Raw genomic sequence first — 14,581 nt, forward strand, 5'->3', positions numbered from 1 at the left:
GGTAAAACAACAACAATGAACCGCACACACTTCCTGTCAGCCGCCTGGCTGGCCACCCTCGCCCTGCCCATGCCCGCGCTGGCCGATTTCATCGGCGACAGCCATGCTCGCCTGGAGCTGCGCAACCACTACATGAACCGCGACTTCCGCCAAAGCAACGCACCGCAGGCCAAGGCCGAGGAATGGGGCCAGGGCTTTACCGCCAAGCTGGAATCGGGCTTCACCGAGGGCCCGGTCGGCTTTGGCGTGGACGCCCTGGGCCAGTTGGGCATCAAGCTCGACTCCAGCCGCGACCGTCGTAACACCGGCCTGCTGCCGTTTGGCCCGAACAGCCACGAACCGGTCGACGACTACAGCGAGCTGGGCCTGACCGGCAAGGTTCGTGTGTCCAGGAGCACCTTGCGCCTGGGCACCTTGCAGCCGATCCTGCCGGTGGTGGTGTACAACGACACCCGCCTGCTGGCGTCCACCTTCCAGGGGGGGCTGCTCACCAGTCAGGACCTTGATGGCCTCACCTTCAATGCCGGACGCCTGACCAAGGCCAACCTGCGTGATTCCTCTGGCCGCGATGACATTGGCTATGGCGCAGCCAGCAGTGACCACCTGGACTTTGGTGGTGGCAGCTACGCCATCACCCCGCAAACCACAGTCAGCTATTACTACGCCAAGCTTCAGGATATCTACCGTCAGCAGTTTGTCGGGCTGATCGACACCCGCCCACTGGCAGAAGGTGTGAGCCTGCGCAGTGACCTGCGCTACTTCGACAGCCGCAACGACGGTGCCGAACGTGCCGGCAACATCGACAACCGTAACTTCAACGCCATGTTCACCCTGGGCGTGCGGGCGCACAAGTTCACCGCCACCTGGCAGCAGATGTCCGGTGACAGCGCCTTCCCGTTCGTCAACGGCGGCGACCCGTTCACCGTCAACCTGGTCACCTACAACACCTTCACCCGGGCCGGGCTGGACTCTTGGCAAGTGCGCTACGACTACGACTTCGTAGCCATGGGCCTCCCCGGCCTGAGTTTCATGACCCGCTACACCGACGGTCGCCACGCCGAAACTGCCACCGTGACCAATGGCCGCGAGCGCGAGCGCGACACCGACATCGCTTATGTCATTCAGAGCGGTCCGCTCAAGGACGTCAGCCTGCGCTGGCGCAATGTCACCTTCCGCTCCGGCAACGGCCTGACCAACGCCGTGGACGAAAACCGCCTGATCATCGGCTACACCCTGGCGCTGTGGTAACAGCGCCCCTCACATTTTGAACAGCATGGAGAACAGCATGTCTGCCGCCCCTACTCTGCAAAGTTTCATCGCCGGCCGTTGGCTCGGCCAGCATGGCGCCCAGGCCCTGCGTAGCGCCCTCGACGGCCACATGTTGGCCTACAGCCATGAAGAGCGCCCTGACTTCGCCGAAGCCGTGGACTACGCGCGTGCGCGCGGCCTTGCCTCGCTGATGGGCATGGATTTCCAACAGCGTGCCCAACGCCTCAAAGCCCTGGCCCTGTACCTGGCCGAGCGCAAAGAACAGCTCTACGCCCTGTCGCACCACAGCGGCGCCACCCGGGCCGACAGCTGGATCGACATCGAAGGCGGCAACGCCACGCTGTTCTCCTATGCCGGCATCGGCAGCCGCGAGCTGCCGTCGGGTAACCTGGTGCACGAAGGCCCAGCCATACCGTTGGGCAAACAAGGCCATTTCGCCGGCAGTCACATCCTGGTGCCACGGGCAGGCGTTGCGGTGCACATCAACGCGTTCAACTTCCCCATCTGGGGCATGCTGGAAAAGTTTGCCCCGACGTTCCTGGCCGGTATGCCCTGCATCGTCAAGCCGGCGACCTCGACCAGCTATTTGACCGAGGCCGTGGTCCGCCTGATGAATGCCTCAGGCCTGCTGCCCGAAGGCAGCCTGCAGCTTGTGATAGGCAGCACTGGCGATCTGCTTGACCGCCTGCAAGGCCAGGACGTGGTGACCTTCACCGGTTCTGCCGATACCGCTGCCAAATTGCGCGTGACGCCCAACCTGATTCGCAACTCGGTGCCGTTCACTGCCGAGGCCGACTCGCTCAACTGCGCCATCCTCGGCCCGGACGTGACACCGGACAGCGAAGAGTTCGACCTGTACATCAAGGAAGTGGTGCGTGAAATGACCACTAAAGCCGGGCAGAAATGCACCGCCATCCGCCGCGCGATCGTCCCGGCCAGGCACCTGGATGCCGTTGCCACCCGCCTGCGCGAGCGCCTGAGCAAGGTCGTGGTTGGCGACCCGTCGCTGGAAGGCGTGCGCATGGGGGCCCTGGCCTCCCATGACCAGCAGCGCGACGTTGGCGAGCGGGTGCGCAGCCTGCTGCAGAGTTGTGATCAGTTGTTCGGCGCCAGCGATGGCTTTGCCCCGCGTGGCGAAGGCGTGGCTGAGGGCGCGTTCTTTGCCCCGACCTTGTTGCAGGCCCGCGACCCACATGCCGAGGGCGGCGCCCACGACATCGAAGCGTTCGGCCCGGTCAGTACGCTGATGGCCTATGACGACCTCGACGAAGCCTTGGCACTGGCTGCCCGTGGCAAAGGCAGCCTGGTGGCGACCCTGGTCACCGCCGACCGCAACGTGGCCGCCAAGGCTATCCCGGTGGCTGCTGCCTGGCATGGGCGATTGCTGGTGCTCGATAGCCAGGCCGCCAAGGAGTCCACCGGCCATGGCTCGCCACTGCCGCAGCTCAAGCACGGTGGCCCGGGCCGCGCCGGTGGCGGTGAAGAGCTGGGTGGCCTGCGTGCGGTCAAGCACTACCTGCAGCGCGCGGCGGTACAAGGCTCGCCGAGCATGCTCACGGCGGTGACCGGCGAGTACGTGCGCGGCGGCGAAGTGGTCGAAACCGAAGTACACCCGTTCCGTCGCTACTTCGAGCAGCTGCGTATCGGCGAGTCGCTGCTCACCCATCGCCGCACAGTGACAGAAGCTGACCTGGTCAATTTCGGCTGCCTTTCAGGCGACCATTTCTATATGCACTTCGACGAAATCGCCGCCAAGGCGTCGCAGTTCGGTAAACGCATTGCCCACGGTTACTTCGTACTGTCGGCAGCGGCCGGGCTGTTCGTGTCGCCCGGTGCCGGCCCGGTGCTAGCCAACTATGGGCTGGACACCCTGCGCTTCATCAACCCGGTGGGCATTGGCGATACCATCCAGGCGCGCCTGACCTGCAAACGCAAGATCGACCAGGGCAAGACCAGCCCGCTGGGGCAGCCGCAGGGGGTGGTGGCATGGGATGTGGAGGTAACCAATCAGTTGGGTGAACTGGTGGCCAGCTATGACATCCTGACCTTGGTGCTGAAAAAGCCAGAATGATGGGTTGAAGCTACCGGCCTCTTCCCGGGCAAGCCGCCTTTGCCCGGTACTGCACGGCGCCCTCGTAGGAGCGGGTTCACCCGCGAAGAGGCCAGTAGCTGCCCAAGGCACTTGGGAAGTGCGCGTACGTGGCTGTAGTGAAGTACTCTGGCAACCGAAACCGTTGGTCAGCGACTGCCATTGCCCAGTGGATCTATGGCGTGTACCTGTCGATCTCAATTCATGACGATCATGAACGAGGACTGCACAATGGATTACCTACTGCAAATGGGCGGCGGCAATGTTGAAGATGATTGGCCGGAGCTGGAGCCTGATAGACGCAACGATCGGGCAGACGATCCTGATGCCGACCCCAATGTGACGGATGACGATGAAAACCGCCCTGGCGTCCCGGCCAGCGACCCTGAGTCCGGCGCCTGACAACATGAGCATCAACGTATCCTGCAGGAGCGGGCACGTCCGTTCCTGCAGTTTCTTTTACCGGTTGCAGGCGAGCTGTTAAACCATCGCCGCCGGATCGCCCACCGACTGGTTGGGCTTGCTCCCCGAAATCCGCCAGCTCACGGCGGTAATGCCGTAACGCTCGGCCATCGGCCGACTGACTTTCCTGATCTTCTCGCGACCGAACTTGGGAATGATGCCGATGCCCGCATCACAACTTGCCCAATGCCAGGCCTCGGCATTATCCAGGCGTTCCAGGCGAATAATGAAACTGCGCGGCTGGCCATGCAGTTTGTAATCAATTATGTACAGCTGTGGGCTAGGCATCGCAGGGGGCCTCCTCTTCTCCATGGATGACATTCTGATTGATCGGGCCGTGACCAGAAGATTCAAAATTTTGTCGAAACTTTGGTACCAGTGACCGAACGTGTGCCCTGCCTAGGTTCCAAGACCCCGGCTCATGTTGCGCTCAGTGGCTTTGGCGTCAGTTGACCGGGGGCATGAAAAACACGCAGGCAAGATGTTTGCGTGACGGAGGTGACCGTTCGTCAGCTTCAACGCAACGTTCATTGCCAACTAACGCCCAAACTTCATGCAATAAGGGACTCGCCCAGGAGCCTGAATGAAGCCAGTCAAGCATCGCGCCACCATTATTTGCCAGCATGGCAAGCAGCGCCATAAATGGTTGTGGGTGAGAAAGCCCAACGCGCCCTGGACCCTTCCAGGCGGCAAGATCGAGGCCGGCGAGACGCCAATGCAGGCCGCTGAGCGGGAGTTGCTGGAAGAGACCGGCCTACAGGCTGAGTCGCTGATTTTGTTGATGCGCCACGAAACGCCAGAACGGATGCATTACGTGTTCGCAGCGGAGTTTGCCGACGCACCGCAACCCAAGGCCCGGCATGAAATTTCCGATTGCCGCTTTGCCCACCTGGACCAGGTGGCTGCGGTGAAGGGCGAGATCAAGTCCCTGATCCGTTCCTTGCTGGCTTGTGACCCGGGCACTGCTGCGTCAGTTCGGTAAGCTAAGCGTGCACACTCCACTGAGCGGCATCCGCCTCGATCGGCATCTCGTCGATTGCGTGGATCATCCCGTTTGCCAGCGCTTCCTGCGGCGCCAGTATCCTGGGATAGGCCATTAGATAGCGCACTTGGTCCTGGCACCCTGCCATGAAGCGGGTATGCGGTGGAGACGCCAGTTGCCGCAAAGTTCAACTCGGCGTCAGCAGTTCCGTTGGTCAAGCGTTGTGAACCCTTGCCGGCCCTTGCCGGTCGCACTTTCAGAGCGACCGAACAAGGAACCGGCAGTGAGGACGGCAGCGTGAGCGATATTCGCATCGGTATCTCCGGGTGGCGCTATGGCCCCTGGCGCAAGGATTTCTACCCCAAAGGCCTGAAGCAGGACGATGAACTGGCATTCGCTTCACGGGCGGTGAACAGCATCGAGATCAATGGCTCGTTCTACAGCCTGCAAACGCCCGAGCGTTATCTGGGCTGGCGTGAACAAACACCGGACGGCTTCGTGTTCGCGGTCAAGGGGCCGCGCTATATCACCCATGTGCGGCGGCTGAAGGACATCGAAGAGCCAGTAGCCAACTTTTTTGCCTCCGGGCCGCTGCTGTTGGGCGAAAAACTCGGGCCATTCCTGTGGCAGTTCCCTCCCAGCATGAAGTTCGATGAAGACCGTTTTGCCCGGTTTTTCGAGCTGCTGCCTCACACCCGCAAAGCGGCCCGTGAACGCGCCCAAGGCTGCACCGAACGCCTCAAGGGCAATGGCAGCCTTGCCATCAAGGGCAATGCACGCTTGCGTCACGCCGTGGAAATCCGCCACGAGAGTTTTCTCTGCGAAGCCTTCATCAAGCTGTTACGCAAGCATCGCGTGGCACTGGTAGTTGCCGACAGCGCCGGCAAGTGGCCCTGTGTCGAAGATGTGACCGCCGACTTCGTCTACATGCGCCTGCACGGGGATGTGGAGTTGTACAGCAGCGGATATACCGCACGCGCGCTGCGGCGCTGGAAACAGCGTATCCAGCAATGGAGCGAAGGTACCCAGGCGGACGATGCCCGCCTGGTCGTGCCGGGGCCGCCGCCTCGGCGTGCGGCACGGGATGTATACTGCTACTTCGACAACGACCAGAAGGTTCACGCGCCATACGACGCCAGGCGATTGCTGCAAAAGCTGTCGTTGGATCATGAGCTGATGACCGAGCCTGGTATGGTGCCGGAGGTGGCCTTGTGAATAAGCCCCTGCCCACCCCACACTGCATCATCGACAAGGTGACAGCTGTACGCCGGCTCAATGTGTTGACGCTGAACGTGCACAAAGGCTTCACCTTCTTCAACCGGCGCTTCATCTTGCCCGAGTTGCGCGAGGCCGTACGGGCCACCGGCGCCGACCTGGTGTTTTTGCAAGAGGTGCACGGCAGTCATCAGCAGCATGCCCTGCGCCACCCTGCCTGGCCAGAAACGCCGCAATACGAGTTTCTGGCCGACAGCATGTGGCCGCAGTTCGCCTATGGCCGCAATGCCGTGTATCCCCATGGAGATCACGGCAACGCACTGTTGTCGAAATTCCCCATCAGCCGCTTCGACAACCTGGATGTCTCGGTGCAGGGCAATGAACAGCGTGGCCTGCTGCATTGCCAGCTGGAGGTGCCGGGCCATGACGAGGTGCATGCGGTATGCGTACACCTGGGCCTGCGGGAAGCCCATCGGCAGAGCCAGGTGAAGCTGATGCTGGACCTGCTGGCCAGCCTGCCGCCCAAAGCGCCGGTCATCATCGCCGGCGATTTCAACGACTGGCGGCTGAAGGCAGACGCGGTGCTGAGCGAACACCTGACAGAGGCCTTCGGCACCCCGGCGCGCAGTTTCCCGGCGCGCCTGCCGTTGTTGCGCCTGGACCGCATCTACGTGCGTAACGCCATACCGGGCGCTGCTCAGGTGCTGTCCAAATACCCGTGGTCGCATCTGTCCGACCACGTACCACTGGCTGCGGAGATCAACCTGTGAACCGACCTTGGGTAGAGGGCAACAGCGTGCAGTTGCTCATCAACGGCGAACAGTACTACCCCCGCGTGTTCGAGGCCATGGCCCAGGCGCGGGAAGAAATACTGCTGGAAACCTTCATCATCTTCGACGACAAGGTGGGCCAGCAATTGCAGCAGGTGCTGATCGACGCTGCCCGGCGTGGTGTGCGCGTGGAAGTGGCTGCGGATGGCTACGGCACAGCCGACCTGCCGGCTGCATTCATTTCAGCGATGACCGATGCGGGCGTAAGCTTTCACGCGTTCGATCCACAACCCCGGTTGTTAGGCATGCGCACCAACCTGTTCCGCCGTTTGCACCGCAAGATCGTGGTGGTCGATGGTGAGCGGGCCTTCATCGGCGGTATCAACTACAGCGCCGACCATTTGGGCGACTTTGGTGCCATGGCCAAGCAGGACTATGCCGTGGAGGTCACCGGCCCGGTGGTCGCGCAGGTACATGCCTCCAGCAAGCGCCTGATGTCCCCCGTGCTGCAGCCCCCCAGTGCTGTACGCCCGGTTACCGAGCCTGTCGGGGGTAGCGACGCTGTGCTGATCGAGCGCGACAACGGGATGCGCAGTAACGATATAGAAGCGCACTACCTTCAGGCTTTTCGCAAGGCCAGGCAACGCATCGTGGTCGCCAATGCGTACTTCTTTCCAGGCTATCGGTTGATGCGTGAGTTGCGTAACGCGGCCCGGCGTGGCGTGGAGGTTCACTTGATCTTGCAGGGCCAGCCTGACATGCGCTGGGTCCGGGCACTGTCGCGCCTGCTGTACAACTACCTGCTGCGCGACGGCGTGATGATTCATGAGTACTGCCAGCGGCCGTTGCACGGCAAGGTGGCCCTGGTGGACGACCAGTGGGTCACCGTTGGCTCCAGCAACCTCGATCCTCTGAGCCTGTCGTTCAACCTGGAGGCCAACCTGTTCATTCGTGATCGAGCCTTCAACCAGCAACTGCACCAGCATTTGCAGGCACTGGCCAGCGAGCAATGCAAACCGGTTACCTTGGAGCGCATGATTCGCGGCTACTGGTGGCGGGCACCGTTGATCTTCGCGTGCTTCCACGTGATCCGCCACTTCCCGCGCATTGCGGGCTGGTTCCCTGCGCACCGGCAGCGTTTGCGCTCGGTGCAGCCGGAGGTCGAACCCCAGGGCAAACTGCACGAGGGCAACTCCTGATGGCGCGCAAAAGCTGGCAAACCTGGGGCAAACGCTTGTTTACGCTTGCGTTCCTGATCCTGATCCCTGTGCTGCTGTACCTGCTGGCGCGTAATCTGGACTGGAATGAAGTACGCCAGTCTTTGCTGGCCTACAAACCTGGCATCCTTGCCACCGGCTTGGCGATCGCGTTGTGCAGCTATCTCGCGTTCGCCAGTTACGACCTGCTGGCCCGGGCTTACATCGGCCACACACTACCTGCCCGTCAGGTATTGCCAGTCGCGTTCGTGTGTTATGCCTTCAACCTCAACTTCACAACCTGGGTAGGCGGGGTCGCATTGCGCTACCGGCTCTATGGCCGACTGGGCCTGGATACCGCGACCATTACGCGAATCCTCACCTTGGGCCTGTTGACCAACTGGATGGGGTATATGCTGCTGGCCGGCACCGTCTTCGCCCTGGGCCTGGTCGAGATGCCCGGCGATTGGGCGGTAGGCACTACAGGCCTGCGCCTGATCGGCTTGCTGCTGCTGGCGATTGCGGGCGGCTACCTGCTGGCCTGTGGTTTTGCCAAAAAGCGCACCTGGTGTTGGCGCGACCACGAAGTGACGCTGCCCTCGCTGCGCCTGGCGCTTTGCCAGGTGGTGTTGGGTGCCAGCAACTGGGCACTGATGGCGCTGCTGATCTTCTGGTTGCTGCCGGGCGAAGCGTTCTACCCGTCGATTCTCGGCATCCTGCTGATCAGTTGCGTGGCTGGGGTGGTTGCGCACATCCCTGCGGGGCTGGGTGTGCTGGAAGCGGTCTTTCTGGCCCTGCTGCACGGGCAGATGGCACAGGGCACGCTGGTGGCTGCCCTGCTCGGCTACCGCACGCTGTACTACCTGATTCCGCTGCTGTTGGCGGTGGTGACCTACCTGATTCTGGAAAAGCGCGCCAAGGCCATGCGTCTGCGCGACAAGCCTGCCCAGACCTGAAAGGGGCCAGGTGCGCTGGAGGTGGCAAATGCGACGCGTTGTGTGGCACCGGCTGCGCCGGTGTTCGCGGGTGAACCCGCTCCTACGGGGGGCGCGCCAAGAAACCAACCCCGCGCAATCCATGCGCCGTAAATGTAGGAGCGGGTTTACCCGCGAAGCAGGCAACTCGTTGCATGGCACCGGCTGCGCCGGTGTTCGCGGGTGAACCCGTGCCTACGGGGGCGTGCGCCAAGAAACCAACCCCGCGCAAGCCATGCGCCGTAGATGTAGGAGCGGGTTTACCCGCGAAGCAGGCAACTCGTTGCATGGCACCGGCTGCGCCGGTGTTCGCGGGTGAACCCGCTCCTACGGGGGGCGCGCGCCAAGAAACCAACCCCGCGCAAGCCATGCGCCGTAAATGTAGGAGCGGGTTTACCCGCGAAGCAGGCAACGCAAAACCCGATGCCCCAATGACTGGCGACCGGGTGAAAGGGCAGCCCGCCTACTGGCTTCAGGGTGAAATCGGGTCACTCGCCGGATAGGTTTCATCCAGCGCATTGTCCACCGCATTCTCGCCCGGCTTTTCACCACAATGGCAGTCCTGCATCCGGCATGGCTCACCATTTCGGTGGCCGGTGGCGCAGGCCTCGCAGCAATATGCCTTACCGTCGCGCTCCATGGCATTGGCATCCACCGTGCAGGAACAGTGCGTGCACGCGCAGCGTTGATCGTTCATGGCTTGCTCTCCTCGTCGTCAATCACATCATCGGTCCAGGGCACCCCATCCAGCGGCGCGGATCGGGCCAGCTCGGCCTCGTCCAGGCCAATGCCGCCACCGATCTCATCGGCATCCACCTGGCGCAAACGCTGGTCTGCCGGGCCGCCACTGCCGCCCGCCTCGTGGGGGGCGCGGGCACCGGTTTCGTCAAGCAGCGTGTCCGGGCTCAAATCGTCGTAGGAGACATTGTCCTCATGCAGGCTGTCACTCAGCGCCTCGCCGCCGGTCATGCCACTCTGCGCCACGCGTCGGGGGGGAAACTCACGGGCGACTTCGGCGGCCGGTCGTTCGTCGCCCACACGCCCTTCACGCTCATCCAGGCGTTCATCGAAATCCAGCTCATGCACGCTGCCCATGCGGTCTTCGGTGTCATCGATTTCGGTGGGTGTGTACGGCTTAGGTTCATCGGATCGGGCCACGTGCGTTCTCCATCAGTTGGCTTCATTCGGTCGACTGCGCCAGCTCACGGAAGATTCAGAGTTTTTTGAACTACCGCCTCGGCCGACGCCTCCCACCTTAGAGACTGTGATCTGCCCGGAGCCCGCCATGGCCAAGCCCCTGCAGGAATACGCGCGCAAGCGCAACTTCAACGCCACACCCGAGCCCAGCGGCAAACGCATCCGGGGCAAGCGGGCTCATGCGCTGCAGTTCTGCATCCAGAAACACGACGCCAGCCACTTGCACTACGACTTCCGCCTGGAACTCGATGGCACCTTGAAAAGCTGGGCAATCCCCAAAGGCCCTTCGCTGGACCCCAAGGTGCGCCGCCTGGCAGTGCATGTGGAGGACCACCCGCTGGACTATGCCGATTTCGAGGGGCATATCCCTGAAGGCCACTATGGTGCAGGCGATGTGATCGTCTGGGACCGTGGCATTTGGGAGCCTGAAGGCGATGCGCATGAAGCCTACGCCAAAGGCAAGCTGCGTTTCCGCCTGCAAGGTGAGAAGCTTGGCGGCGTGTGGAACCTGTTCCGCACCCAGTTGGCCGGCAAGAAAGAGCAATGGATGCTGGTCAAGTCACACGATGGCCAAGCGCGCAGCGAAGCGGAGTACAGCATTGTCGAGGCCCTGCCCGACAGCGTGCTCAGCGAGCGCACGCTGGTGCCACGCAAACCCGCTGCAAAAAAAGCCGCTACACCGCGCAGTAGTCGTAAACGCCCCGGCAAAGCTCAGACTGCACCGTTGCCAGCGCAGTTGCAGCCGCAACTGGCCACGCTGGTGGATTCTCCACCCAGCGGCGACTGGCGCTACGAAGTCAAGTTCGATGGCTACCGTATCCTGGCCCGCATCAAGGGCCAGGACATCCGCCTGTTCACCCGCAACGGCCATGACTGGAGCAGCAAGATGCCCCGGCAGGTTGCCGCCCTGCGCGCGCTCGGTATCGACTCGGCCTGGCTCGACGGTGAAATGGTGGTGGCTGATGAGAATGGCATGGCTGACTTCCAGGCGTTGCAGAACGCCTTCGATACCGAGTACGACGAACACATCACTTATTACCTGTTCGACCTGCCATTTCTGGGCGGTCAGGACCTGCGACAGCTACCGCTGCAGAACCGCCGCGATACATTGCGCCAACTGCTTGAACACAACCATTCCGACGTCATCAAGTATTCCGCCGACTTCGACCAACCTGTCGGGTCACTGCTCGACAGTGCCTGCCGGCTGAAGCTGGAAGGCCTGATCGGCAAGCGTGCTGACAGTGTTTACAGCGGCCGCCGCAGCCCGGACTGGATCAAGCTCAAGTGCAAGCAACGCCAGGAATTCGTGATCGTCGGTTACACCGACCCCAAAGGCAGCCGGAGCGGCTTTGGGGCCCTGCTGCTGGCCCTGCACGACAATGACAGTGGCGAGCTGCGCTATGCCGGGAAGGTAGGCACCGGCTTCAATTCCACGACACTGGCCAGCATCCACGCGCGGCTCAAGCCCCTGGAAATCGCCAAGCCAGCCCTGCCCTCGCCGCCCGCCGGTGCCCAGGCGCGTGGTGTGCACTGGCTGCGGCCGCAGCTGTTGGCCGAAGTTGCCTATGCCCAAATGACCCGTGACGGCATCGTGCGCCATTCGGTATTCCACGGCCTGCGCGATGACAAGGCAGCAACCGCCATTGACCTGGAGCGCGCCATGCCGGCAAAGACTGTATCCAACCGCAACAAGCAGGCCAAGGCGTCTGAAAACCTGGGTGAAACTCGCCTGACCCACCCCGACCGGGTCATTGATCCCACCACTGGGGTGACCAAGCGCGAGGTCGCCGAGTATTACGCCGGCATCAGCCAGTGGATCCTGCCCCAGCTCAAGCACCGCCCGGTGGCATTGGTCCGCGCCCCGGACGGCCTGGGCGGCGAGCTGTTCTTCCAGAAAAACGCGGGCCAGTTGCACATACCCAACCTACTCAGCTACGAAAAGGCCGAGGCAGGCCAGGCGGCGATGGTCATCAATCGCCCGGACACGCTGCTGGGCGCGGTGCAGATGAACATGCTGGAACTGCACACCTGGAACGCCACGGACAAGAACTTCGACAAACCGGACCGTTTCGTGCTCGACCTGGACCCTGACCCCGCGCTGCCCTGGAAGGCAATGGTGGAGGCGACCCAACTGACCCTCACCCTGCTGGACGAACTGGGCCTGAAGGTGTTTCTGAAAACCAGTGGTGGCAAGGGTATTCACGTGGTCGTGCCCTTGACCCGGCGAGCCGGGTGGGACGAGGTCAAGGACTTCAGCCACGCCATCGTCAATTACCTGGCCAAGCTGTTCCCGGAGCGCCTGAGCGCGGTTTCGGGGCCGAAAAATCGCGTGGGACGCATCTTCATCGACTACCTGCGCAATGGCAAGGGCGCCACCACGGCGTGCGCCTACTCACTGCGTGCCCGTGAGGGGCTGCCTGTATCGGTGCCTATCTGGCGTGATGAGCTGGCGCACATCAAAGCCGCCAACCAATGGAACATCACCAACCTGCGCGAGCGTCTGGCGGAGGTCGACGACCCTTGGGCCGACATGGGCAAGGTACGCCAGTCGATCACCGCGCGCATGCGCAAGCAGCTAGGGCTCGAATGATGACGCCCAAGCGATTGGACACGACCCGGGAGGCCCGACCATGAGCATCGTTCAGGACTTCAACCTGACCACCCTTGACCGCCTTTTACGCACCTTTGGCGAACGCCAGTTACCGCTCAACCTGGACACCCAATTGCCGCAACTGATTCAGGCGCTGCAAGCTGATCACCTCGACCTGCTGCCGCTGCCGGGGCAAGGCAACACTTTGCTGCGCTGGCAGACCTTGGCACGGGTGGCCGGTTGCGACCTGGCGCTGGCCAAGCTCTATGAGGGCCATACCGATGCCTTGGCGATCCTGGCGGAATGTGGCGCTGCGCACCACGCCAACGACGGCATTTGGGGCGTGTGGGCGGCAGAGCCGCCCGATGCACGGGTCCACATCACTGCGCGTGAAGGCGACCAGGTGCGCCTGAACGGCACCAAAGCCTGGTGTTCAGGTGCCTTGCAGATCGATCGCGCGCTGATTACCGCCTGGGATGAGGCCGAGCAGCCGCAATTGGTGGCAATCGAGCTGTCACAGCCAAGCCAGGGCCTGAACATCGAGCACTGGCAGGCCGTTGGCATGGCCACCACCGCCAGTGTCGAGGTGGCTTTCAACGATACCCCAGGCACGCTCATTGGCACGCCAGGCCAATACCTCTCGCGCCCTGGTTTCTGGCAAGGCGGTGCGGGTATCGCCGCCTGCTGGTACGGCGCGGCCGAGGCGCTGGCGGATTACCTGCGTGAACATTGCCGCAAACCCCGCCCAGACCCGCATGCCGATGCGCATCTGGGGGCTGTGGACGCAGCGTTGCATGGCGCCCGTGCATCACTGCGTGAATGTGCTGCCTGGATTGATCAACAGCCCGGCGTGGATGCCAGTTTCGAAGTTCGCCGCACCCGCGCCCAGGTAGAACAGGCCGTAGAGCAGGTTATCAGCCACGTCGGTCGTGCCTTGGGGGCCACGCCGTTCTGTCGCAGCAGTCATTTTGCCCGGCTGAGCGCCGACCTGCCGGTGTTCCTGCGTCAGAGCCACGCCGAGCGCGATCTGGCGATGCTGGGCCAGCAGTTGACCCACTTGCCAGCGGGGGTATGGCAGCTATGAACCAGAACCTGATCCAGTCCGCCGGTGGCACGCCCTGGACAGCCTGGCAGCATAGCGCGCACCTGGCGCGTGCAACCTGGCTCGACGCACACCAACTGTGCCCGCCGGGGCGCCGGCTGGTATTGATTGCGCCGCATCCGGATGACGAAATTCTCATGGCCGGCGGCCTACTGGCAGGTTTCAAGGGGCGTGAGGATGAGCTGGTGCTGGTCTCCGCCACCGACGGCGAAGGCAGCCACCCCGGCTCCAGCCATTGGACCGAACATCGCTTGCGCCGCCAACGCCCTCAGGAAAGCCGGCAGGCCCTGCAACAGCTCGACCTTGACCTTGAGCGCCTGGACTGGCGCAGGCTCCATCTGAAGGACGGCCAGTTGCCGCGCGAAGAAGCGTTTCTGGCCAGTCACCTCACGCAGTTACTGCGCCCCAATGATCTGCTGATGGCCACCTGGCGCAGTGACGGCCATTGCGATCACGAGGCCGTCGGCCGCGCCGCTGCGCAGGCGGCTGCAGCCCGTGGGGTGCAACTGGCTGAGGTACCGGTCTGGGCCTGGCACTGGGCTGAGCCTGACGACCCGCGCCTGCCATGGCCCCGTGCGCACCGTCTGCAGCTCGATGAAAGCCATCTGGCACGCAAGCGCAAAGCCTTGGCCGCCCACGTCAGCCAGCTGCAGCCGGACGGCGAGCAGCCGCCGGTGCTACCGCCGCACCTGTTGGATTGCCTTCTGCAACCTTTCGAACTGGTGTTCCTTTGAG

The 14,581-nt window shown here is 62.8% G+C and carries 14 protein-coding genes and 1 pseudogene; 11 read left to right on the top strand and 4 right to left on the bottom strand.

Annotated features, from left to right (window positions below):
- Positions 1-15 precede the first annotated feature (15 nt).
- The 3 genes from INQ47_RS02780 to INQ47_RS02790 all read left to right on the top strand — a co-directional run bounded on the left by INQ47_RS02780 (position 16) and on the right by INQ47_RS02790 (position 3,760).
- Positions 16-1,248: an OprD family porin gene (locus INQ47_RS02780; RefSeq protein ID WP_404701022.1), complete on the top strand. Its 1,233-nt coding sequence runs from the start codon at positions 16-18 to the stop codon at positions 1,246-1,248.
- 37 nt (positions 1,249-1,285) lie between these two features.
- A complete protein-coding gene (gene paaZ, locus INQ47_RS02785) occupies positions 1,286-3,340 on the top strand; it encodes a phenylacetic acid degradation bifunctional protein PaaZ (RefSeq protein WP_404701023.1) in 2,055 nt (684 codons plus the stop codon).
- Between the two features lie 249 nt (positions 3,341-3,589).
- Positions 3,590-3,760 carry a hypothetical protein gene (locus INQ47_RS02790; protein ID WP_404701024.1) on the top strand — a complete coding sequence of 57 codons (171 nt, stop codon included), beginning with the start codon at positions 3,590-3,592 and terminating at the stop codon, positions 3,758-3,760.
- Between the two features lie 78 nt (positions 3,761-3,838).
- On the opposite strand, the gene INQ47_RS02795 is transcribed toward INQ47_RS02790, so the two are convergent.
- The gene (locus INQ47_RS02795) at positions 3,839-4,108 is read right to left on the bottom strand and encodes a DUF6555 family protein (protein WP_252461369.1); all 270 of its coding nucleotides are present in this window, start codon (positions 4,106-4,108) and stop codon (positions 3,839-3,841) included.
- 295 nt (positions 4,109-4,403) lie between these two features.
- On the opposite strand from INQ47_RS02795, the gene INQ47_RS02800 reads away from it, so the two are divergent.
- Entirely contained in the window at positions 4,404-4,802 is a 399-nt protein-coding gene (locus INQ47_RS02800; RefSeq protein WP_404701025.1) for an NUDIX hydrolase, read from the top strand.
- A gap of 1 nt (position 4,803) precedes the next feature.
- Here the strand turns inward: INQ47_RS02800 and INQ47_RS02805 are convergent.
- Positions 4,804-4,935: pseudogene (locus tag INQ47_RS02805) on the bottom strand (Clp protease); the annotation flags it as partial.
- A gap of 29 nt (positions 4,936-4,964) precedes the next feature.
- Here INQ47_RS02805 and INQ47_RS02810 point away from each other — a divergent pair.
- The 4 genes from INQ47_RS02810 to INQ47_RS02825 are packed head-to-tail and all read left to right on the top strand — an operon-like array spanning position 4,965 to position 8,939.
- On the top strand, positions 4,965-6,017 hold the full coding sequence (locus tag INQ47_RS02810) for a DUF72 domain-containing protein (RefSeq protein ID WP_252461366.1): 1,053 nt from the start codon (positions 4,965-4,967) through the stop codon (positions 6,015-6,017).
- Entirely contained in the window at positions 6,014-6,787 is a 774-nt protein-coding gene (locus INQ47_RS02815; protein WP_404701026.1) for an endonuclease/exonuclease/phosphatase family protein, read from the top strand. The genes INQ47_RS02810 and INQ47_RS02815 overlap by 4 nt, the downstream gene beginning before the upstream one ends.
- A complete protein-coding gene (gene clsB, locus INQ47_RS02820) occupies positions 6,784-7,986 on the top strand; it encodes a cardiolipin synthase ClsB (RefSeq protein WP_404701027.1) in 1,203 nt (400 codons plus the stop codon). Before INQ47_RS02815 ends, clsB begins: the two co-directional genes overlap by 4 nt.
- Positions 7,986-8,939 (top strand): lysylphosphatidylglycerol synthase domain-containing protein, encoded by a 954-nt coding sequence (locus INQ47_RS02825; RefSeq protein ID WP_404701028.1) that lies wholly within the window; start codon positions 7,986-7,988, stop codon positions 8,937-8,939. The genes clsB and INQ47_RS02825 overlap by 1 nt, the downstream gene beginning before the upstream one ends.
- A gap of 490 nt (positions 8,940-9,429) precedes the next feature.
- On the opposite strand, the gene INQ47_RS02830 is transcribed toward INQ47_RS02825, so the two are convergent.
- Both INQ47_RS02830 and INQ47_RS02835 read right to left on the bottom strand, forming a co-directional pair.
- Complete coding sequence (locus INQ47_RS02830; RefSeq protein WP_252461362.1) at positions 9,430-9,654, bottom strand: metallothionein; 225 nt, start codon at positions 9,652-9,654, stop codon at positions 9,430-9,432.
- Positions 9,651-10,115 carry a phosphotransferase system, HPr-related protein gene (locus tag INQ47_RS02835; RefSeq protein WP_404701029.1) on the bottom strand — a complete coding sequence of 155 codons (465 nt, stop codon included), beginning with the start codon at positions 10,113-10,115 and terminating at the stop codon, positions 9,651-9,653. The genes INQ47_RS02830 and INQ47_RS02835 overlap by 4 nt, the downstream gene beginning before the upstream one ends.
- Before the next feature lie 127 nt (positions 10,116-10,242).
- Between INQ47_RS02835 and ligD the strand changes: the two genes are divergently transcribed.
- Genes ligD through INQ47_RS02850 form a run of 3 tightly spaced genes read left to right on the top strand, consistent with a single transcriptional unit; the run spans position 10,243 to position 14,580 of the window.
- Positions 10,243-12,744, top strand: coding sequence for a DNA ligase D (ligD, locus tag INQ47_RS02840; RefSeq protein WP_404701030.1), 2,502 nt, complete (start codon positions 10,243-10,245; stop codon positions 12,742-12,744).
- A 40-nt stretch (positions 12,745-12,784) separates the two neighbouring features.
- Entirely contained in the window at positions 12,785-13,828 is a 1,044-nt protein-coding gene (locus INQ47_RS02845; RefSeq protein ID WP_252461358.1) for an acyl-CoA dehydrogenase family protein, read from the top strand.
- Complete coding sequence (locus tag INQ47_RS02850) at positions 13,825-14,580, top strand: PIG-L deacetylase family protein (RefSeq protein WP_176684235.1); 756 nt, start codon at positions 13,825-13,827, stop codon at positions 14,578-14,580. The genes INQ47_RS02845 and INQ47_RS02850 overlap by 4 nt, the downstream gene beginning before the upstream one ends.
- Position 14,581 lies beyond the last annotated feature (1 nt).

The sequence above is a fragment of the Pseudomonas sp. 3HC3 genome (genome assembly GCF_044904505.1).
Lineage (GTDB): Bacteria > Pseudomonadota > Gammaproteobacteria > Pseudomonadales > Pseudomonadaceae > Aquipseudomonas > Aquipseudomonas putida_Y.